At 44.9% G+C, this 21,245-nt stretch carries 15 protein-coding genes and 1 pseudogene; 12 read left to right on the forward strand and 4 right to left on the reverse strand.

Going from position 1 to position 21,245, the window contains the following annotated elements; all coding sequences use genetic code 11:
- Window positions 1-114 precede the first annotated feature (114 nt).
- The 3 genes from IHV80_RS07150 to IHV80_RS07160 form a co-directional block, all read right to left on the reverse strand.
- Window positions 115-414, reverse strand: a complete 300-nt coding sequence (locus IHV80_RS07150) for a PAAR domain-containing protein (RefSeq protein ID WP_017110734.1) — start codon at window positions 412-414, stop codon at window positions 115-117.
- 24 nt (window positions 415-438) lie between these two features.
- A complete protein-coding gene (locus IHV80_RS07155; RefSeq protein ID WP_192890590.1) occupies window positions 439-999 on the reverse strand; it encodes a DUF6931 family protein in 561 nt (186 codons plus the stop codon).
- Window positions 1,000-1,085: 86 nt separating this feature from the next.
- Complete coding sequence (locus IHV80_RS07160) at window positions 1,086-3,068, reverse strand: type VI secretion system Vgr family protein (RefSeq protein WP_192890591.1); 1,983 nt, start codon at window positions 3,066-3,068, stop codon at window positions 1,086-1,088.
- Window positions 3,069-3,440: 372 nt separating this feature from the next.
- Here IHV80_RS07160 and IHV80_RS07165 point away from each other — a divergent pair, with 372 nt between their 5' ends.
- From IHV80_RS07165 to IHV80_RS07215, 11 genes are all read left to right on the forward strand, one after another.
- A complete protein-coding gene (locus IHV80_RS07165) occupies window positions 3,441-6,614 on the forward strand; it encodes an HD domain-containing phosphohydrolase (RefSeq protein ID WP_192890592.1) in 3,174 nt (1,057 codons plus the stop codon).
- A gap of 392 nt (window positions 6,615-7,006) precedes the next feature.
- The gene (locus tag IHV80_RS07170) at window positions 7,007-7,726 is read left to right on the forward strand and encodes a GntR family transcriptional regulator (RefSeq protein WP_192890728.1); all 720 of its coding nucleotides are present in this window, start codon (window positions 7,007-7,009) and stop codon (window positions 7,724-7,726) included.
- Between the two features lie 100 nt (window positions 7,727-7,826).
- Window positions 7,827-8,723, forward strand: a complete 897-nt coding sequence (prpB, locus tag IHV80_RS07175; RefSeq protein ID WP_192890593.1) for a methylisocitrate lyase — start codon at window positions 7,827-7,829, stop codon at window positions 8,721-8,723.
- Between the two features lie 145 nt (window positions 8,724-8,868).
- Entirely contained in the window at window positions 8,869-10,083 is a 1,215-nt protein-coding gene (gene prpC / locus IHV80_RS07180; protein ID WP_192890594.1) for a bifunctional 2-methylcitrate synthase/citrate synthase, read from the forward strand.
- Between the two features lie 101 nt (window positions 10,084-10,184).
- Entirely contained in the window at window positions 10,185-12,821 is a 2,637-nt protein-coding gene (gene acnD / locus IHV80_RS07185; RefSeq protein ID WP_192890595.1) for a Fe/S-dependent 2-methylisocitrate dehydratase AcnD, read from the forward strand.
- A gap of 9 nt (window positions 12,822-12,830) precedes the next feature.
- A complete protein-coding gene (gene prpF, locus IHV80_RS07190) occupies window positions 12,831-14,003 on the forward strand; it encodes a 2-methylaconitate cis-trans isomerase PrpF (protein ID WP_192890596.1) in 1,173 nt (390 codons plus the stop codon).
- Between the two features lie 116 nt (window positions 14,004-14,119).
- Window positions 14,120-16,024 (forward strand): propionyl-CoA synthetase, encoded by a 1,905-nt coding sequence (locus IHV80_RS07195; protein WP_192890597.1) that lies wholly within the window; start codon window positions 14,120-14,122, stop codon window positions 16,022-16,024.
- A gap of 160 nt (window positions 16,025-16,184) precedes the next feature.
- Complete coding sequence (locus IHV80_RS07200; protein ID WP_192890598.1) at window positions 16,185-16,637, forward strand: hypothetical protein; 453 nt, start codon at window positions 16,185-16,187, stop codon at window positions 16,635-16,637.
- Between the two features lie 241 nt (window positions 16,638-16,878).
- Window positions 16,879-17,280, forward strand: a complete 402-nt coding sequence (locus IHV80_RS07205; RefSeq protein ID WP_192890599.1) for a glycine zipper domain-containing protein — start codon at window positions 16,879-16,881, stop codon at window positions 17,278-17,280.
- Between the two features lie 189 nt (window positions 17,281-17,469).
- A complete protein-coding gene (locus tag IHV80_RS07210; protein WP_192890600.1) occupies window positions 17,470-17,949 on the forward strand; it encodes a GNAT family N-acetyltransferase in 480 nt (159 codons plus the stop codon).
- An 84-nt stretch (window positions 17,950-18,033) separates the two neighbouring features.
- Window positions 18,034-19,446 carry a bifunctional NUDIX hydrolase/phosphatase PAP2 family protein gene (locus IHV80_RS07215; RefSeq protein ID WP_192890601.1) on the forward strand — a complete coding sequence of 471 codons (1,413 nt, stop codon included), beginning with the start codon at window positions 18,034-18,036 and terminating at the stop codon, window positions 19,444-19,446.
- Between the two features lie 106 nt (window positions 19,447-19,552).
- Here the strand turns inward: IHV80_RS07215 and IHV80_RS07220 are convergent, their stop codons facing one another.
- Complete coding sequence (locus IHV80_RS07220; RefSeq protein WP_192890602.1) at window positions 19,553-20,362, reverse strand: Cof-type HAD-IIB family hydrolase; 810 nt, start codon at window positions 20,360-20,362, stop codon at window positions 19,553-19,555.
- Window positions 20,363-20,547: 185 nt separating this feature from the next.
- Between IHV80_RS07220 and queE the strand changes: the two are divergent.
- A pseudogene (gene queE, locus IHV80_RS07225) lies at window positions 20,548-21,215 on the forward strand (7-carboxy-7-deazaguanine synthase QueE).
- Window positions 21,216-21,245 lie beyond the last annotated feature (30 nt).

A 21,245-nucleotide genomic window follows, 5' to 3' on the forward strand; every position in this document is an offset into this window, starting at 1 on the left:
AGCTTTTTCTTGAAAAGTCTCATGCAAAATAGATATTTACTTAAAACTTTGAACTTCATCTAAGAAAGTGGACCGATGTCACGATTTTTTGAAACCCTATGAAATGTAAGGTGTTTAACCGCCAATCATCACGGTTGGCATGCCAAGAACAATCGTACCACCGTGACTTGTTGTATCGCCCATACGCGCAGCGGGTTTACTCATTATGAGCACAGTGGCACTGCCTTTTATGATGCTATCTGGAGGTCCGACACAAACGCACATGTCCCCAAGCGTCGCGGCTGGCATATTACCAATGAGAACTGTTGGTACACCGGGTCCACTGATTGGCCCGCCTACATGGGGGATAGGTGGAACAGCGGGTGTCTGCATTGGGCAAACATGCATATCAGTTAATCGTGCGGCTAATGTCATCGTTCACTCCTGTCACCTGTAACTTTATGATTGGCTGCCTTTGGCAAGCTCGAGAGCAATACCAATGGATTTTTTATAGTACTCGTTAGTTTTATCCCAATTAGGCAAGGCCGCGGAATGGTTGATTGCGCCTGCGACTGCCTTAGAGTATAGGAACGGGTCGGGCAGAACGCTGGGTAAATCTGGTGCCACAATACTGCCAGCTCCATTCCAGAATACAGCTTGAGCCAACCATGATGGCCCACAATTCAATTTAAGCTTGTTGGAAAAGAGCTCGCTCTTTCGTCTCTGTTCTTCTGAAGGAGACTTTACCCAAGCCTTGGCTGTTGAAATACATTGCTTTTGCATTGTAGACCACACATCATTTCTTGCATCGAGTGTATGCGCACCCCACCAAATGGCTTCTCGAACAGGCAACCCGTGCGCAAGAAACTGAACCAAGTCGAAATAGAGTTCGTTTTCCAACAAAGCTTCAATGGAATCATTAATGTTGAGCTCTTCATCAATTAGTGCTTGTGCTTCGTCAGAGCTCGAGAACCGGTCGAGCAGTTGTCTGCCAGTCTGATATGGAATTTTCTTATACATGTTTTCGTTCTACCTGAATTTTGTCCGTGGTGACTGATGAACGTCCATCGCGATTGGATATTGATAGGTGACTTTCTTTGAACACATTAATTCACCTTAACAATTGCGCCTTTCAGCTCGCCCATTACGCCGCCATCGAAAGTGCCTTTCAAACCAGATTTGAATTCGGCACTTAATGAGCCTTCAGCTGACAGTGTCGTATCCGCTTTAATGGCGACACTGAGTCCTTTAATACTGTTGGAGCTTGTTGCTTCGAGAGCCGTTGTTACACCGGAGATCTTGTTGGCGGATGTTGCCTTGCTTGTTACATTCATCCCTTCAAGGTTGAGTGCGCTGCTTGCTTTAATATCAATGTTACTGGCTTCGATACTGATGGAAGATGAAGACATGGTGATCTTGCTCGATCCTACCGTCAGCTCTATCTTGTCATCGGCTTCTAGTGAGATTGATTTGCCTTTCTCACTTATCGCTTTGTCTGAACTAAGTGTGTAATTATCTTCTGTTGAGACGGTAACTTGCTTGGTTGTTTTCTGTAGCAGCTCACCTTTGATGGTCTCAGTCAGGTTGTTCTCGACTTCTTTGGTGAAGTCTTTGGTCGCGTGCATATACAAGAGCTCATTGTCTTTCTTATCATCGAAATAGAGTTCATTCGCCAATCCACTCAATTTAGTGCTAATGCCTGTTTTCGTCGAATTGGCTTCTTTATAAGGTGGCGGGTTTTTACTGTTATAAACGCTTCCTGTAATAATTGGTTGGTCTGGGTCGCCATCAATAAAGCTGACCAGTACCTCTTGTCCTACTCTCGGAATAAACTGAGCACCGTAGCCACTGCCTGCCATCATCTGAGCGACACGCACATAACAACTTGTTTTATCTCCAGAGGCTTCTGTATCCCAATGAAACTGAATACGAACCCGGCCTTGGTCATCTTGATTGATCTCACCCGCGCTGCTTCCTGCGACAATTGCGCTTTGTAGGCCGTGTATTCTGGCCTTATCTCGCGGCGTCGGGTAATTAGGAATTGAAGTATCAAGTAGGGTGAGGCGTGTCTCGCAATGGTTTTCAGTGCTGTATCGAATGTGGATTTCCGTGACCAGATAATCGCCGAGTTGAGACTTGTCTAAGTGGGATGATAGTGAGAACCATGTACCTAATTCAAACGAATCGTGTTGTGCTTCGGCTTCGACAGTTTGATAGTTTTGCTCTAGTTGCTCGATACGTCGTTTAACTAGGTTACTGGCGAGATCTTCCATTCCACCCGTGATGCCAAGTTGCGGGTAAAACTGTTTCGTTAACTTGGTGTTGTTAGCGATTGTATGGCTGGATTTCTTCTCTTTGCTGCTCACAAGTTTAGTCTGTGAGTAGTCATAACTGGTTAACTCGATGCTGGCACCATGAAACTGACCTTGTGGCATCCATTTATTGATCAGTGGATTACTACCTGAAGGAACTTCAATCATGTCGAGTTTGCTGGCATCAGACTTTTGAAAAGGGCTCTGCGCATCTTGAAGCATCATTAGATGGTCGGAATCGCTGTGTTGGAAAAAGTAGTGAACGCCTTCCTCTGCCAACAAGCGTGTTACAAAATCAAAGTCGCTTTCATCGTATTGAACACAATACTCCCGTTTCGATGAGGGCATCGTACCAGCCTTAAAGGAGCCACTGAAACCTGCTTGGGTTAACACGTCTGAAACGATGTCTTTGGTTGACTGGCTTTGATAAACACGGAAAGAGTGGGTGTGTTTCAATAACCAAAACCACGGCCGCAGGGTGACGCGGTAACTAGAGTATTGCAGATTACTGTCCATACCCAGTAGTTGAACTTGTGTAACAATGCCGTTGAATACCCGCGTCGCGGTCAAGTTATCGGTGTCATTAACAAAGCGGGTGATAGAGAGTTTTTGGCCCAGTTGGTCATCGATAACGAAGTTCTTTGAAATGATGGTTAGTTCGATTTTAAAAGGCTTCGATAAGTACTCAGAAATAGCAAAATCGCTGACTGCATGCTCGTTGCTTTTAGAATCTTTTGCCACAATCGTGCTGGCAGAAGGGGAGAAATTATCCGTCATAGGCTCGCCTGATAATGCTCGAAGATGTTCTGACATAAGGTTATGTCGATACTAACGAACTGACTTGATGTTAAAACTTTATATCTAAATTTATAGCATAAAGTAAATAATATAATAAGCATCATAACAAAGGCGTGAGGTGTTTCCATTTTATGAAAACAAATACCATTAATTTAATTATGGTAATTGGTTGCTGATTTATATTGTTAAATGTCATTTAAATACGAGGTTATTGCGACGCAGAAGGGGATATAGGGAGATCTTAAATTATATATAGAATAGCGTGTTGCTAGAGATAGTATGCCGTAGTAATAATATAAATATTGCTAGCATGTTACATTTCTGGGCTAGTGGTTATTCAAGGATAGAATAATGACGAACACAAAAATCTCGTTACGGTTTACCGTTGGAGGGATGTTTTTGCTTGCAACGGTGCTGACTGCGGTCGTTGCGGTTTCACTTCAATATTACTTCAGTAAAAAAATGGCGACGGAGCATACCTTGTCGAAGTTGACCATGGTATCTCAGGACTTAAGCGATTATATCGGTAACGTCGATTCAGATGCGATAAATACCGCTCGTTTACTCTCTTCAGTACATCGCTCTATTAGTCACCAAATCTCTCGAGAAGAGTCTCGTGGAATCCTCTCTGAAGCGATAAAAGACAATCCGCTGTTTTACAGTATCTATATAGGTTCTTCTAACGAGCGTTTCTTCCAAATCATCAATCTTGAGTCTTCACCTTTTGTTAGAGACAAAATTGGAGCTGATAGCTCAGATCGCTGGGTTGTTATTGAGATCAGTGACAGAGAAGCTGGCCGTATCCGCACGACCAAATACTATGACCTTGAGTTTAACCTCAGAGAGTCAAAGACAGAACCGAGCAATTACTTTCCGACGACAAGACCTTGGTACGTATCCGCGAATACAGAGACGGTCGAAAAAACGCAGCCTTACCTTTTCCAACATCTCCAAATCACAGGCCAAACTTATTCTCTAGCCTTTGAATCAAAAGCTGTTGGCGATACACAACATGTGATAGGCATAGATATCGTCTTGTCTTCTTTGGCAAGCAAGTTATCTGCGAGTGCATTGGATCTCGATGAAGACAGTCAGGTTGAATCTTTCTTATACTCCAAGTCAGGCAACATTATTGCGTCTAATCGTGATATTGAAACGACACAAGTACTTCCTCAAGCTAGTGAAATCAATTGGTCTTCTGATCAACAAGCCATCATAGAAAAAACACCTCCTTTGTTGTTCTCGAATCAAAAGGATTGGGGGCCGATGGATTTCTCTGTTTCTGGAGAACCACACGGTTACGCGATCGATCTCTTGAAAATGATCAGTGAGATGAGCGGGGTTAGATTTGAATTTGTGAATGGTTTTTCGTGGGCGGAGTTAACCGGCAAGTTTCAGGAAGGAAGCATTGATGGCCTGCATTCGATTCAGAACTACGCAAGCAATGGTGTGAAAGGTTTATACACTGACGCTATCTATGAACTACCTTTCTCTGTTGTAACTCGAGATGACGTCCAAACCCTATCAAATTACGCTGAACTTAAAGGTGAAAAAGTCGCGATTCTATCAGGGTGGTCGATTACACCTCAGTTGAGAACAGACTTCCCAAATATCGAGCTTGTTGAGTTTTCCGATATGGAATCGGCACTGGATGCTGTTGAGAATGGCGAATATTTTGCGGTACTAGACGCTAAGCCCGTGCTGTCGTTTTCATTGGATAAGTTTTTCCATGCAAACCTCAAAGTTAATGAAGCGCTCTCGGACTTGAAAGCTAGCTATCCAAATCAGTTCCACATTGTGCTGCAGAATAAACATCAACAGCTGTTACCGATCATCAACCAAGCCATAAATGCATTAACGGATGAACAGAAAGCCGCATTATCGCAAAAGTGGTATCAACATCCGGCCCTAAATACGGGCACAACCATTCCTTATACGGAGCTCTATGATAGAACTGCGACAGCGACCACCGAAGGTGAAATGGTTAAAATTGTTCTCAATGGTGAAGCTAAGCGTTTATATCTGAAAAAGATTGAGACGGGTGAGCAGTACTCTGAATATTTTGCAGTAGCGATACCAGAAGCGGAAATTTACAGTGCGGTGAACAAGCGAGTGGCAACCTCCATTGGCGTGACCGTGCTTCTTATGAGCCTAACCTTACCCGTTGCTTGGATCTTTGGTGCGCCTATTGTCCGGCCTATACGCCAATTAAAAGCCGAGACGAGTAAGATTAAGCTGCGTGATTATGACAGCGTGACTGTGCTTGATACTCGAATTAAGGAAATATGGGAGTTGTCAGTTGCAGTTAAAGAGATGTCAACAGAACTCAAACAACATGAGCAAACTCAAGAAGCGTTTGTTGAGTCGTTTATCAAACTCATCGCTCAAGCGATCGATGATAAGTCAGCTTATACGGCAGGGCATTGTAATCGTGTGCCAGAACTCGGCTTGATGTTGGCTGACGCGGCTGAGAAATCACAATCTGATCATTTCAAAGATTTTGAGTTTAAAAATGATGATGAGCGTCGTGAGTTTAGAATTGCGGCTTGGCTTCATGATTGTGGCAAAATCACGACACCTGAACACATCGTCGATAAAGGTACGAAGCTAGAAGCTAACTACAACCGAATTCACGAGGTGAGAACGCGATTTGAAGTACTTTGGCGTGATGCCGAGATTACGGCTTTGAGAAAACAACTTGAGGGTAAGTTACCAACGCAGAAGGTAACCGATGAGCTCGCAGCGACGAAGCAACAACTACAAGATGACTTTGCGTTTATCGCGACATCGAACGTCGGTGGTGAATTCATGAGTGATGATAAGGTCGCACGCATTCGCTCTATCGCTGAAACCACTTGGACGCGTAATTTCGACGATCAACTTGGCCTATCGCCAATTGAAGCGATGAATCGGGTATCGACTTCAAGCTTACCTGCAACTGAGCCGCTCTTGAGTGATAAGCCGGAGCATATCGTGAAAAGAGATAGGCCATTAGAATTTGACCCGAAACATCAAATCAAAATGGACGTTCCTGAGCATTTATACAATTTAGGTGAAGTCTATAACTTAAGTATTGCACGAGGCACATTGACCACTGAAGATAGGTTCAAGATAAATGAACACATGCTTGGCACCATCAAGATGCTGGAAAATCTGCCATTCCCGAAAGAGCTAAGCCGCGTGCCCCGTTATGCGTCGACTCACCATGAAACCCTTAAAGGTACAGGCTATCCAAGGAAGCTGACGGCTGAGGATCTTTCTATCCCAGAACGTATCCTGGTGATATCGGATATCTTTGAGGCGTTAACCGCTGCCGATCGACCTTACAAGAAAGCGAAGCCAATTAGTGTTGCTGTCGACATCATGCACAAAATGGCGTTGGACGAACATCTCGATATCGAACTGTTTAGATTGTTCTTAACTAGTGGTACGCATCTTCGTTATGCAGAAGAGTATCTCAAACCGGAACAGATTGATTTTGTTGATATCAATAAATACCTCGAAGTCACTCGTCAGATTGCTTGACCAAAGGTTGACTTGTTAGAACGAGTTCTATAAACGAAAGGCGCACCTGAGTGCGCCTTTTTTATATCTGTCTATCGTTGAGCTTGTGGATAGACATGGAGGAGCTGCGTTTGACAAGTTGAGCTGTTAGTTGTCGACACATTGTTTTCGACCAACTTTGAGGTAGGTAAGAGCTTGGTAAGCTCGTTCATGATTTAAGCTTATGAATAGCATGTGTTTATTGTCTTCTGTTGCTTCGTCTTACTACTTGTCTGCCGATTAATAAAAATACTACCTTAGTCTAAATTGTCGACAATCTACTTGATTGTCGACAATTTAATCGTGTATTTTATGTTCATGTTATGGAATTGTTGACAATTAAGACTCAACAATCAGAAGTGAGCAGCGTGAATATGAATACTGCGATAAAAGATCTCACCTTAAGTGCAAACACGAAAATACGTGTAAGCGATAAAGAAAATACCAAATCGGAAAGCCTGACTGAGTACCTCGTTGAGGCGATTGTTAACGGTGAACTACCACCGGGCAGTAAGATCTCGGAACCAGAGCTGGCGAAACGCTTCGAGGTAAGTCGAGGGCCATTACGTGAAGCGATAATGCGTGTAGAGGGACTTGGGTTGATTGAACGTATTCCTCACGTTGGAGCGCGAGTTATTACCTTTTCCGCAGACAAGCTGCTAGAGCTATATGCGGTGCGCGAGGCGTTAGAGGGAATGGCGGCACGCTTAGCGGCGAGACACATCACGCAAGAAGAGTTGATTGGGCTTGAAGGTTTACTGTCGACACATTCCCAACACATCGATGAAGTAGAGGGTTCTTCTTATTTTCATCAACATGGTGATTTCGATTTCCATTACCGAATTATCAAAGCAAGTCGCAATAGCAAGCTCATTTCATTGTTGTGTGATGAGCTTTACCACCTACTGCGCATGTATCGCTACCAATCGCCTAGAGCACAGTCTCGACCAAAAGAGGCGCTTGATGAACACAAATACATTCTAAAAGCGATTCGTAACCGTGATGAAGAGTTAGCGGAAATGCTAATGCGAAGACACATCTCGGGCAGTAGACTGCTTATAGAGCAACAAATTCAATCCAAAGACCTTGGTTAACAGGCGACTGATATTTGCCAGCGGATCTGCGTTGGCGAGAGCTAAACATCAGTAGTTATAAAGATTAGATAGAAATAAACAATTAACAGGGAGCGTCATTATGAAGTTATCAGCAGGAGCAAAGTTCCGACAAGCTGTGAAAGACAACGATCCATTGCAGATCGTCGGCACTGTGAATCCGTATTGCGCGATGATGGCAAAGAACTTGGGTCACCAGGCCATTTATTTGTCTGGTGGAGGCATCGCCAATGCGTCTTACGGCTTGCCTGACTTAGGTATCACCACATTGAACGATGTGTTGGTGGATGTTGAACGTATGACCAATGCGTGTGATTTGCCCTTGCTGGTGGATATCGATACGGGTTTCGGTGGCGCGTTCAATATCGCACGTACTATCCGCGCGATGGAAAAAGCAGGGGCAGCAGCAATCCATATGGAAGACCAAGTCGCTCAGAAACGCTGTGGTCATCGACCAAACAAAGCAATTGTTAGTCAGCAAGAGATGGTTGATAGAGTAAAAGCGGCAACAGATGCCAGAACCGACGAAAGCTTTGTGATTATGGCTCGTACGGATGCATTGGCGGTTGAAGGAATTGACAGTGCGATTGAACGAGCGATTGCGTGTGTTGAAGCGGGTGCGGACATGATTTTCCCTGAAGCGATGAATCAACTCGATCAGTACGTGAAGTTCTCGGCAGCGCTGAAATCAGCAACGGGTAAACATGTGCCTATTTTGGCTAACATCACCGAATTTGGTCAAACGCCGCTCTACAACTGTAACGAACTGGCGCAGTCGAGTGTCGATATGGTGCTTTATCCATTGAGTGCATTCCGTGCGATGAACAAAGCAGCAGAGAATGTGTACAAACACTTGCTGCTTGAAGGCAATCAAGAAGCACTGCTGGATTCCATGCAAACCCGTAAAGAGCTCTACGAGCATCTGAATTACCACGATTACGAGAACAAGCTTGATCAGCTGTTTTCGAGTGAAGAATAAATCCAACTTCAATTAATAAAAATCAACTTAATCCAATAACGTGAAATGTTAGTCGCCACATCCAGTTCCGATTTTAAAAAGCGTCGGACATATAAATAGTCAGCACCAAAGAGTGCAGGCGGCTAACAAAGAAAAGGAGTTCAACATGTCTGTATCTTTGAGTGATAAAGCAACTGTCGACAATGCGTCAACGGCGAACAATAACGTAGACAAGAATGAAAGCGCGAAACCAACCGGTACACCCGCGATTGGTGGTGCAGGGCTACGTGGCCAAAGTGCTGGAACGACCGCACTATGTACCGTGGGCCAGTCAGGAACGGGTTTAACTTATCGTGGCTACGATATTACCGACCTTGCCAATCACGCTCAGTTTGAAGAAGTGGCTCACCTGTTACTAAGAGGTCATTTACCCACTGAAAAAGAGCTCGATGACTACAAAGCCTTGTTAGTTGGCTTGCGTGGTTTACCTCAACCATTGAAAGCAGCTTTAGAACTGATCCCCGCAGATGCTCATCCTATGGATGTGATGAGAACGGGTTGTTCAATGTTAGGTAATTTAGAGCAAGAGTCAGACTTTTCTCAACAATTGCCTGCGACCGAACGTATGCTTGCGCTTTTCCCTGCCATTATTTGTTATTGGTACCGCTTTAGCCACGATGGTGTGCGAATTGATACTGAAGATCAAAGTGAAGAGTGTTTAGGCGGCTACTTCTTGAAGATGCTGACTGACAAGACGCCAAGTGAATTGCATAAGAAGGTGATGCACTGCTCGCTCACCCTTTACGCGGAACACGAGTTTAACGCTTCAACCTTTGCTGCTCGTGTTTGTGCCTCAACATTTTCGGATATTCATTCGTGTGTCACCGCAGCGATTGGTACGTTGAGAGGCCCTTTGCATGGCGGCGCCAATGAAGCGGCGATGGAAATGATCCAAGATTGGAAAACCGTTGATGAAGCAGAAGCAAACATCATGACGATGCTTGCTAATAAGGACAAAATCATGGGCTTCGGTCATGCCATTTATCGTGAGAGCGATCCACGAAATGCCTTAATTAAACGTTGGTCGAAAGAGCTTTCCCAAGAAGTTGGCGACGAACAGCTTTATGCTGTGTCTGAGCGCGTTGAAGCCGTTATGAAGCGAGAGAAAGGCCTGTTCTGTAATGCTGACTTCTTCCATGCATCTGCTTATCACTTCATGGATATCCCAACTAAACTGTTCACGCCAATTTTTGTGATGAGCCGCCTTACAGGTTGGACAGCGCACGTGTTCGAACAGAGAGAAAACAATCGCATCATTCGTCCGAGCGCAGACTACACGGGTCCAGAGCATCAAGACTGGCTGCCTATTCATCTACGTTAATCCTCTATATCGAACCGACTTATATCTCGAGGTGACCTTTGTCTTCACATGATAAGACCTCGAGAACCAATGAATAGAATTTAACAGATAATGGTGGATGTATGTCTGATGTGAAACTTGAACGGACCCAGAACCTTGAACGAAACCAGTACCGTAAGCCTTTACCCGGTACTCCTTTAGAGTATTTCGACGCTTGTGAAGCGATAGAAGCGATATCACCCGGCAGCTATAAAACTTTGCCTTATACGTCGCGAGTATTGGCGGAACAATTAGTAAGACGTTGTAATCCTGAAACCCTTGAAGACAGCTTAAAACAGATCATTGAGCGTAAGAGTGACTTAGATTTTCCTTGGTATCCTGCGCGTGTCGTGTGCCATGACATTCTAGGTCAAACCGCTTTGGTTGATTTAGCTGGCTTACGCGATGCGATTGCGGATCAAGGTGGCGACCCTGCCAAAGTAAACCCAGTGGTCGAAACTCAATTGATTGTTGATCACTCTTTAGCCGTTGAACATGCCGGGTTTGATAGCGAAGCATTTGATAAAAACCGCGCCATTGAAGAGCGTCGAAACGAAGACCGTTTTCACTTTATTGAATGGTGTAAAACCTCGTTTCAAAACGTAAGTGTGATTCCTGCAGGTAATGGAATTATGCACCAGATTAACTTAGAGAAAATGTCTCCGGTTATTCAATCCAAAGAAGGCATAGCGTTCCCTGATACCTGTGTCGGTACCGATAGCCATACGCCTCACGTTGATGCTTTGGGCGTAATCGCAATCGGAGTGGGTGGCTTGGAAGCCGAGACTGTGATGTTAGGTCGTCCTTCGATGATGCGATTGCCTGATATTGTCGGCGTTAAACTGACTGGTCAAAGACAAGAAGGGATAACGGCAACGGATATTGTCCTCGCGATTACTGAGTTTCTTCGCAATGAGAGAGTGGTCTCAAGCTATTTGGAATTCTTCGGTGAAGGGGCTCGTGCACTAACCATTGGTGACCGCGCAACAATATCGAACATGACACCAGAATATGGTGCGACTGCGGGTATGTTCTACATCGATGAGCAGACTATTCAATATCTCAAGCTGACAGGGCGAGAACCCGAACAGGTTGAGCTAGTTGAGCGTTACGCCAAACAAACCGGACTATGGGCTGACGATCTAGATTCTGCTCAATACGAACGTGTGCTTGAGTTTGATTTGTCTAAAGTTGAGCGCAACCTTGCGGGGCCTTCGAATCCTCATCGCCGTTTGCCAACCAGCGAACTTGCCAATCAAGGCATCAGTCAAGCATCCTGGAAAGAGCAACACGCTGAAAGATATTCCGACGACCAAATGCCAGATGGCGCCGTGATCATTGCGGCGATTACCTCTTGTACCAATACCAGTAACCCAAGAAACGTCGTCGCCGCTGCTTTGGTCGCTAAGAAAGCCAATCAGCTTGGATTAGTTCGCAAGCCGTGGGTTAAAACGTCATTCGCTCCAGGTTCAAAGGTGGCCAAGTTATATCTTGAATCTGCAGGTTTGCTGCCTGAACTTGAACAATTAGGCTTTGGTATCGTCGGCTATGCCTGCACTACCTGTAACGGAATGAGCGGTGCCTTAGACCCAGCTATTCAAAAAGAGATCATAGACCGCGACCTGTATTCAACCGCCGTATTATCTGGGAACCGAAATTTCGATGGTCGAATCCATCCTTATGCTAAACAAGCGTTTTTAGCTTCACCGCCATTGGTGGTTGCTTATGCTTTAGCTGGCACGATTCGATTTGATATCGAGAAAGACAGCCTAGGTACAGACAATAACGGCCAACCAATCTACCTAAGTGATTTGTGGCCAAGTGATGCAGAAATTGATGAGGTTGTCGGTGAGCATGTTAAGCCTCAGCAATTTCAACAAATCTACGTGAAAATGTTCCAGCCAGACGAGGAACAGGTGACTAGTGAGCCGCTTTATGATTGGCGACCTCAGAGCACTTATATACGCAGACCTCCATATTGGGAAGGGGCACTTGCTGGTGAGCGAAGCCTTTCTGGTATGAGACCTTTGGCGATCTTAAGTGACAATATCACCACGGATCATCTATCGCCTTCAAACGCGATTCTCGCTTCGAGTGCGGCAGGTGAGTATTTGGCGAAAATGGAAGTTCCAGAAGAGGACTTTAACTCTTATGCGACTCATCGAGGTGATCACTTAACCGCACAACGAGCGACATTCGCTAACCCGAAGCTGTTTAATGAAATGGTGAAAGATGCTGGAGAAGTCGTGCAAGGCTCATTAGCAAGGGTTGAGCCTGAAGGTCAAGTCACTCGTATGTGGGAAGCGATAGAAACCTACATGAATCGTAAACAACCTCTGATTGTCGTTGCTGGCGCAGACTACGGACAAGGCTCTTCACGCGATTGGGCGGCTAAAGGCGTGCGGTTAGCGGGTGTTGAAGTGATTGTTGCAGAAGGCTTTGAACGCATTCACAGAACCAACTTGGTCGGCATGGGTGTATTGCCTCTGCAATTCAAAGTGGGTACGGATCGAAATACTTTAGAGCTGGACGGCACCGAGCTTTACGACGTGTATGGTGATATTGAAGCAGGCTCTGATTTAGCTTTAGTGATCACTCGTAAAAACGGAGAAAAGCTGGATGTTCCCGTGGCCTGCCGACTAGACACCGCAGACGAAGTGAATGTGTACAGCGCTGGTGGCGTGTTGCAACGTTTCGCCAAAGACTTTCTCGCCCAGTAGGAGCTTGTGATGAACACTAAACAGATAAAAGTGCCTGCGACCTATATGCGGGGAGGAACGAGTAAAGGTGTCTTCTTTAGCTTGAATGATTTACCTGATTCAGCGCAAGTTGCTGGAGAGTCGAGAGATAAGTTGTTACTGAGAGTCATTGGCAGTCCAGATCCGTATGGTAAACAAACCGATGGAATGGGTGGCGCAACATCGAGTACCAGCAAAACCGTGATCGTGTCGAAGAGCAACAGAGTCGATCACGATGTTGATTACCTCTTTGGTCAAGTGGCAATAGACAAGCCGTTTGTCGATTGGAGTGGTAACTGCGGAAACCTATCTGCAGCGGTAGGTCCATTTGCTATTCATAGTGGCTTAGTCGATTCAAACCGTATTCCAAAAAACGGTGTGGTCGAGGTGCGAGTATGGCAAGTGAACATAGAGAAAACCATCATTGTTCATGTTCCTATCGTTAATGGTGAAGTCCAAGAGTTGGGTGATTTTGAACTCGATGGTGTCACTTTCCCAGCTGCTGAAATCCAAGTCGATTTTCTAGACCCAGCTGATGCGAGTGGCTCCATGTTCCCAACGGGGAATGTCGTAGATTTTTTAGATGTTCCTGAATTGGGGTGTATCAAAGCGACTTACATTAACGCTGGTATACCGACCATTTTTGTTGATGCGGAATCGGTGGGATATCAAGGTACTGAGCTTCAATTGGATATCAACAGTGATTCGAAAGCTTTGGCATTGTTTGAATCCATCCGAGCACATGGCGCAGTTGCAATGGGACTTATCGATTCCTTAGAACAAGCGGAATTACGTCAACACACACCGAAAGTCGCGTTTGTTGCTAAGCCTCAAGCGTATCAGGCTTCAAGTGGTAAATCGGTATCAGTTGACGATACCGATCTTCTGGTACGAGCTTTGTCTATGGGGCAATTACATCACGCTATGATGGGCACTGCTGCGGTCGCCATTGCTTCAGCGGCGAGTGTTCCGGGTACGTTAGTTAACTTAGCAGCCGGTGAGGGGCCCCGTGATGTTGTGACTTTTGGTCATCCATCAGGAACCTTGAAGGTGGGTGCTAAAGCTCTGCAGACGGAAAGCGGTTGGAAAATAGAAAGGGCGATAATGAGTCGTAGTGCCCGAGTGATCATGGAAGGTGCCATTCGTGTGCCTTTTCCTAAGTAAAGCGATTGTCGTGATCAGTTAAATGTTCCGAAAACAACGCTGAGAGAAGAGTGCACCCAAGTGAACGGCCAAAAGCTAGGCGCTTGGAAAAATGGATAAATCATGGAGGAGGCACTATGTCTGCTACGAATCGAATGACTAGAAAAACAGATTACATCACCGAGTATCAATGGGCGAGGGAAGACCCAAATTCGTTTTGGGAAACACAATCACAAGCGATAGATTGGTTTGAGTCACCAAAAACGATCTTACAAACTGACGACAACGGTATTGAGCGTTGGTTTCCTGATGGGGTGATGAACACCTGCTGGTTGGCGTTGGATTATCATTGTGAACATGGTCGTGGTGATAAGGTCGCGCTGATTTACGACTCACCCGTTACGGGTATTAAGTCGTCTTACACCTACAATGAGCTTCGTGAACAAGTGGCTAAGACCGCTGGTATGTTGGCAGGACAGGGCGTAACCAAAGGCGATCGTGTGGTTATCTACATGCCGATGATTCCTGAAGCGGCAATGGCAATGCTAGCCTGTGCAAGGTTGGGCGCAGTGCACTCTGTGGTGTTCGGTGGTTTTGCGCCCCACGAGCTTGCGGTTCGAATTGAAGATGCTGAGCCCAAGGTCTTGATTACCGCCTCATGTGGTATCGAAATCAACAAAGTTCTGCCGTATAAACCGATGGTTGACCGAGCCATTATGGATAGTCGTTGGAAGCCTGAAAAAGTCGTAGTGTTCCAAAGAGAGCAATGCCTTTCAGAATTAAACAACGAACGTGATTTGCATTGGCAACAAGTCGTTGCAGGCGCTGAGCCTCATGAGTGTGTCCCCGTTCTGGCGACAGACCCGTTATATATTTTGTATACCTCAGGCACGACAGGTAAACCCAAAGGTGTTGTACGTGATAATGGCGGACATGCTGTTGCGATGAAATACTCGATGAGCACTATCTACGATATGCCGCAAGACGGCGTGTTTTGGGCTGCTTCCGATGTCGGCTGGGTGGTTGGGCATTCCTATATTGTTTATGCGCCACTGATTCATGGCTGTACGACCATTTTGTTTGAAGGTAAGCCAGTACGAACGCCAGATCCGGGCGCGTTTTGGCGTGTGTGCGAAGAGTACAAAGTCGATGTGTTGTTTTCCGCGCCAACAGCATTTAGAGCAATCAAGAAAGAAGATCCTGAAGGCGAGTTGCTCACCAAGTATGACTTATCATCGCTCAAGTCGATTTTCATGGCGGGAGAGCGCTTAGACCCGCCAACATTGGATTGGGTCGAGTCTTATACCAATAAACCGGTTATCGACCATTGGTGGCAGACGGAGACGGGTTGGGCTATCTCTGCAAATCCTACAGGGCTTGAGTCTTTGCCAGTAAAGGCGGGCTCTTCAACGAAACCTGTACCGGGTTATCAAGTGGAGATCCTCAATGAGTTGGGTGAAATAGCACAAACGAATCAACAAGGTTTTGTGGCACTCAAACGACCATTACCGCCTGGTTGTTTACCTACGGTATGGCGTAATCATGATCGGTTTGAATCCGGCTATTTGAGTCAGTTTCCAGGCTATTATGTTTCTGGTGACGGTGGCTATCTCGATGAAGACGGTTATCTATTTATCATGGGTCGTATTGATGATGTGATTAACGTCGCAGGACATAGATTGTCTACTGGTGAAATGGAAGAGATCGTTGGTGGTCACCCAGCAATTGCTGAATGTGCCGTTGTTGGTATTCACGACGACTTGAAGGGGCAGCTCCCACTAGGCTTAGTCGTGCTAAAAGATGGCGTGAAAGTCGATGGCACTGAGCTGCAAGCTGAGCTAGTGGGTAAGGTTCGAAATGAGATTGGTGCGGTTGCATGTTTTAAGCAAGCCTTGGTGGTCGAGAGGTTGCCTAAGACGCGCTCGGGCAAGATCTTACGTAGAACCATCCGACAGATAGCCGAAGGCGAGCAATATGTGGTGCCTTCAACGATTGATGATCCAACAAGCCTAACGGAAATTGCAGAAAAGCTTGGTAAGTAAGACTAAGTTAGGTTTTAGCTTGGTGGTTTAGATTAAGATTGGTCTGGATTATTGAAGCATAACTCAGTGTGATGCTTTACCTAAACTCGGCTTTATTCATCTCGCAATTCAGCGCATTTACTATGACCTCATTATGAATCCCACATATTGAGGTCTTTTTATGCGAGCTTACTTTTTGTTGAGTGCTTTACTGATAAGTGGTGCTGCTAGTGCCAGTATTTCAAAGGATGAAGCGAGTCGGGCATTGCTAGAACCTTTGAGCCATCCCAAGATATTTAAATGTGTCTCCAAGACAGGTGTCGATTTGTACCAAGCCGTGTTTGATATTGGTGTCGGGTATGGTGCTGATCCAATTAACTCCAAGATGATCGTCAATTCAAGAAAAGGCCGCTACGAGTATCAAATTTTAGGCGCGGTGAAGTCACAAAGAGCGGGCGAAATCGTGGTGCTGACTCGCCACCAAGGAGACGGTGTTCAAGTTGCCGCTATGATTGATGAGGGAAATGGTAAGGTACTGGGTATAGGAGATAAAAATCATTATCGGGATTGTGGTGTAAGGCCACCCGTTAGCACAGCCGATATGCAGAACTTTTGGTCCAAGGCTAAAAGCTAAAGCTGAACTAGAAAAGCTATAGAGAGAAGAGTTATGGATGCGACCTTATTGGTCGTTTTTTTCGCTATTTAATTTTTGATGATCAGAGTTCAATCAAGGGTGTGTGTCACCCTCTAGTTATGTGTTGGTTAAATAATACATAGCTGAATGTTATGTATCTTCTAAACTTGGTTTTATTTATCTCGTTATCGGTTCTATTTAAGATGGCTTCATTCCAAACGAAGAACTAAGCGAGACTCCTATGACATTCACTAAACCTTTTCTTTTAGCGACACTGATTGTGACTCTTTCTGGCTGTGCATCTCCTGCAACAGACAACGAAAATGAAAACGCAGCGCGTAATCGTGGTGCGATTGGTGGTGCCTTATTAGGAGCAACAGCAGGCGCGTTAACTGGAGACGCAAGCTTAGCCGTTAAGGGCGCAGCGTTAGGCGGTGTGACTGGGGGTGTTGCGGGTTCTATGAAAGACACGGATGACGCGCGAAATGCTCAGCGAACTCAAGTGACGGCAGATGGTTTAGCCCAAGATAATCGTACTGACGCTGAAAAGCGCGTTGCAGAAGTGGAAGCGGAAATTAAGCTTATTGAACTGGAACAACAGCTTGCTGAACTCAATGAAGCGAAAGAAGACAACGGCGCATAAGGCGAGAGCTTCGATACACGTTTCATCAATTCAATCTAAATCAAAACAAATGGTCACTTTATGTGGCCATTTTTGCATCTAAAACCCTCAGTTCAAACAACGAATTAATTCAATAACTTGTATAGATACTCACTGCAAGTAAACTAGACTCAGTTTAATTATCAATTGGGTTTGAGAAACGTACTTGTCATGAATGTCATCTTAAGGGCTGCAAAGCACACCGATCTAGAGCAACTGAATGAGTTGATGTTTGATCTTCACCACCATCATCATATGGCGTGTCCTGAACATTTTAAAACGGCGGAAGAGATAGAGCAGGAAAAGAGTATTGCACGATACTTAGATGATCCTGAGTGCTTGGTGTATGTGGCATTAAAAGGTGAGCTGATTGTTGGCTTCATCTCGGGGCATTTTTGTGAGCTTATTTCTACCGTGAGTAAACCGGTTCAGATGGGCAGTGTCGATGAGCTTTTTGTGTTGCCGGAATACCGAAAAGCGGATGTGGCTCAAATGTTGTTTAATCGCGTTGAATCTACTTTTGAAGATTATGGTGTCACCCAGGTTTTTGTGGAGGTTTGGGACTTTAATTCACCTGCCAAGGACTTCTATCAAAAAATGGGGTTCACACCTCACATTCAATGGATGAGAAAGGCTTTGAACAAAACATAGACAGCGATTTTGTGTGGGTTTGATTACACTAAGCAAGATGTATTAGCTGTCTTCTTTTTCTTCTCTTATTTTTAGGTAAATTCGTTGGTTATTCGATATTTATTAGTTTTTATTCTGTCTCTTTTGAGTGCTACTTCCGCTTGGGCTAACAACACCTTGCCTGATCATATCGCGGGCGCTTTGTGTGTAGTACGTGCTGATAACCAAATCGTGTTGGTTGATGAATTGATCACCGGTCATTTATCTCTGCCGGGTGGAACAGTGGTCTCTGGTGAACCGCCAGCGGTTGCAGCGCAACGTGAAACTTGGGAAGAGGCGGGTTTGTCCGTTACGGTCGGTGATGTGTTGGGTTATACCGACAGTGCCGTTGTGTATGATTGTATTTCTGATTCTGAAGTGATCAGCTACCAAGCTCGAAATGAGTTAGGTGGCTTTGAGCTACCAATTTGGTTCGCTCCTCATTATGGGGTGGAAGTGAGCAGAGCGATGCTATTGCCGCCAACTGAATTGGAAGCAAACCAATATCGCTATCCTGAACAATGGCCTGAGATTAACGAATTTTTTCTATCCGCGACAAATCAACCGGTGACTTACGTGACTGAGCTGGTGGGCGCAGCTCCTAAAGTTCATCAAGTTGAATTGAACTGGATTGTTTCACTTCAAAACACGTTTGATAATCTGCCGAATGTTTTTGCTAATACGGTACTTTTGACAGACTTATTCGCGAAGCCGTGGATCTTTATCGTGGTTTTGCCGTTAGTCGCTTGGTATTTTGGCCGTAATTTCGCGTTGAAATTTGGTTTCACGCTGATATCAGTGACTCTCCTTACTTTAATTGCTCACCAAGGCTTTGGTTTTCCACGCCCACATGCCTACCTTCCAACACTGAAATTGGTGATGAGCAGTGGGTATAGTTTTCCTAGCCTGTTAGCGGCCTTATGGGTCAGCTTAACCTTGTTAGTGCTTTGGAAGTTAAAGCGTTTGTTTGATCAGAAATCGCTCGCGATGGTGGTCGTTGGTCTGCTTTGGATCATGCTGTTTAAGTCATACTCTGGTAGTGCATTCTTTAGTGATGTACTGATGGGCGGCCTTATGGGCGCATTAGCGGCGTGGCATATCGTGAGATTAGACGCGAAACCTGATGTTGATATTAGTGTATTGCTAAGCTCTAAAGCTGTTTGGTGGGGCTTATGCTTGATATCGGTTGTGTTGACGGTTATCTGGCCATTACCGACATTCACTTTTTGGTTGGCAATTTTGATGACGATTGCATGTTTAGTGACGTTGACGGACTCAAAACCTTTGGTGGGTCAGTTTTCGTTTAAGATCGTGGTTGGGGTTATTGTTATGTTACTTACCGGCAATTTGTTGATCAGTTGGGCTGGGAACTTTGTCTCATTTAGTGGTATCGCTTCATTTATTGTAGAGACCTTACGTTTTCCAATCTTGATTTTGTTCGGTGTCGTGGCATTTCGTCTGCCTTGGGCTAGACAATAATAAGTGGAACGACTCATGTAAAAAAGAAGGCTGTGCAATGCACAGCCTTCTTTATATCAATGTACTTTAGGGTGAGACAGATAAAGTAGAGGGCTCTATCTAGTGCTTATGAGTTGAAGATAAACTTTTCAATCGCGACAGCTACACCGTGCTCGTCGTTGCTCGCCGTAATGTAATCAGCGAGCTTCTTGGTTTCTTCCATTGCGTTTTCCATAGCAATACCCATGCCCGCGTATTCAAGCATATGGTGATCGTTTTCAGCATCGCCCATACAGATCACTTCTTCCGCAGCAATCCCCAAATGTTTAGCAATAGCCTCAATACCCACACCCTTGTTTGAATTTGGGTTTAAGAACTCTAAGAAGAAAGGTGCACTTTGCACAATGGTAAATTGAGTCTTAAGCTCTTGTGGCAACTTGCTGATGATTTCGGTGAGCTTGCTTGGCTCAGCAACAATCATAGTTTTGATGATTTCGTGGTCGTCTTCTAGTTGAGAAAAGTCGAACTCGGTAATATCTAAGCCGTTAATACGCGCTTCAATAGCGGTGTATTCATTGTTTTCAGGAGTGATTAAGCCATGAATCTTGCTGAATGCATGAACATAACCACCAAGTTGTTCAGCGAGTGCTGCGATCTCTTTCGCTGCTTTACCATTGCTGATTTCACTATGAATCAGTTCTTTTGTAGAGATATTTTGAACCATAGAGCCGTTGTAGAAGAGCACAAAGTCATCTTCGCCGTTGATTGAAAGCTCGTCTAACTTACTTTGCATACCTTCTAAAGGGCGACCAGAAGCCAGAACCACTTTCACACCTGCAGCCCGTGCTTTAGCAATCGCGTCTTTATTCTCTTGAGAAATCACTTTGTCACTGTTGAGCAGAGTGCCATCCATATCAAGAGCAATCAGTTTGTACATGTTGTTCCTTACTAAAAAATTAAAAGCTAACGAAATCTAATGGGCGAAAGGATAAGGGAACTTGAAAGTTCAGGCTAGGGCTTTGATCAACTCATTTATCAGTACTCATTTGTTTGACCAAAAGGAGCAAGTGCTTTAAGGTCTGCGGTTGATTAATTTCATCAAATGATTGAGCTGAGGGTAAGTTGTACAAGATTAATGAAATGTTTGAAACCATCCAAGGTGAGGGCGTGTTTACGGGCGTTCCTGCTGTGTTTGTTCGTCTACAAATTTGCCCAGTAGGCTGTTCTTGGTGTGACACCAAACAGACGTGGGAAGCATTACCTGAAGATGAAACTAGCCTTGGCGATATCATGGTTAAGACAGAGGATTCACCGACTTGGTCTTCAATTGATGCTCAAGGCATCGTGAATGAATACATCAAGCAAGGTTACACGGCTAAGCACATTGTGATTACCGGTGGTGAGCCGTGCATTTATGATCTTGTCCTCTTACTGAAGCATTTGAGCAACACGGTTGTCGCTGCCAGATTGAGACCAGCGGAACATCAGAAGTCAAAGCAACAATTGACACTTGGGTTACAGTGTCACCAAAGGTGGCGATGAAAGCCAAGTTGGATATCCTTGATAGCGCACTCGTTCGTGCGAATGAAATCAAACACCCTGTTGGTACTGGTAAAGATATCGAGCAACTAGATGCTCTTATTGCTAGAGCCGATGTTCCTGAAAATACAGTCATTGCACTTCAGCCTATCAGCCAAAAAGAACGTGCAACGCAACTGTGTATTGATACTTGTATCGAACGTAATTGGCGTTTGTCTATTCAAACTCACAAATATTTGAGCATCGCATAGGTTGCATTTATTTACTGGCCTAGATAAGTC

It is taken from the genome of Vibrio bathopelagicus (assembly GCF_014879975.1).
GTDB lineage: Bacteria > Pseudomonadota > Gammaproteobacteria > Enterobacterales > Vibrionaceae > Vibrio > Vibrio bathopelagicus.

Coding starts and splice junctions, on each gene's coding strand:
- IHV80_RS07150 (WP_017110734.1), bottom strand. CDS start 414: ATGACATTAGCCGCACGATTAACTGATATGCATGTTTGCCCAATGCAG.
- IHV80_RS07155 (WP_192890590.1), bottom strand. CDS start 999: ATGTATAAGAAAATTCCATATCAGACTGGCAGACAACTGCTCGACCGG.
- IHV80_RS07160 (WP_192890591.1), bottom strand. CDS start 3,068: ATGACGGATAATTTCTCCCCTTCTGCCAGCACGATTGTGGCAAAAGAT.
- IHV80_RS07165 (WP_192890592.1), top strand. CDS start 3,441: ATGACGAACACAAAAATCTCGTTACGGTTTACCGTTGGAGGGATGTTT.
- IHV80_RS07170 (WP_192890728.1), top strand. CDS start 7,007: ATGAATACTGCGATAAAAGATCTCACCTTAAGTGCAAACACGAAAATA.
- prpB (WP_192890593.1), top strand. CDS start 7,827: ATGAAGTTATCAGCAGGAGCAAAGTTCCGACAAGCTGTGAAAGACAAC.
- prpC (WP_192890594.1), top strand. CDS start 8,869: ATGTCTGTATCTTTGAGTGATAAAGCAACTGTCGACAATGCGTCAACG.
- acnD (WP_192890595.1), top strand. CDS start 10,185: ATGTCTGATGTGAAACTTGAACGGACCCAGAACCTTGAACGAAACCAG.
- prpF (WP_192890596.1), top strand. CDS start 12,831: ATGAACACTAAACAGATAAAAGTGCCTGCGACCTATATGCGGGGAGGA.
- IHV80_RS07195 (WP_192890597.1), top strand. CDS start 14,120: ATGTCTGCTACGAATCGAATGACTAGAAAAACAGATTACATCACCGAG.
- IHV80_RS07200 (WP_192890598.1), top strand. CDS start 16,185: ATGCGAGCTTACTTTTTGTTGAGTGCTTTACTGATAAGTGGTGCTGCT.
- IHV80_RS07205 (WP_192890599.1), top strand. CDS start 16,879: ATGACATTCACTAAACCTTTTCTTTTAGCGACACTGATTGTGACTCTT.
- IHV80_RS07210 (WP_192890600.1), top strand. CDS start 17,470: ATGAATGTCATCTTAAGGGCTGCAAAGCACACCGATCTAGAGCAACTG.
- IHV80_RS07220 (WP_192890602.1), bottom strand. CDS start 20,362: ATGTACAAACTGATTGCTCTTGATATGGATGGCACTCTGCTCAACAGT.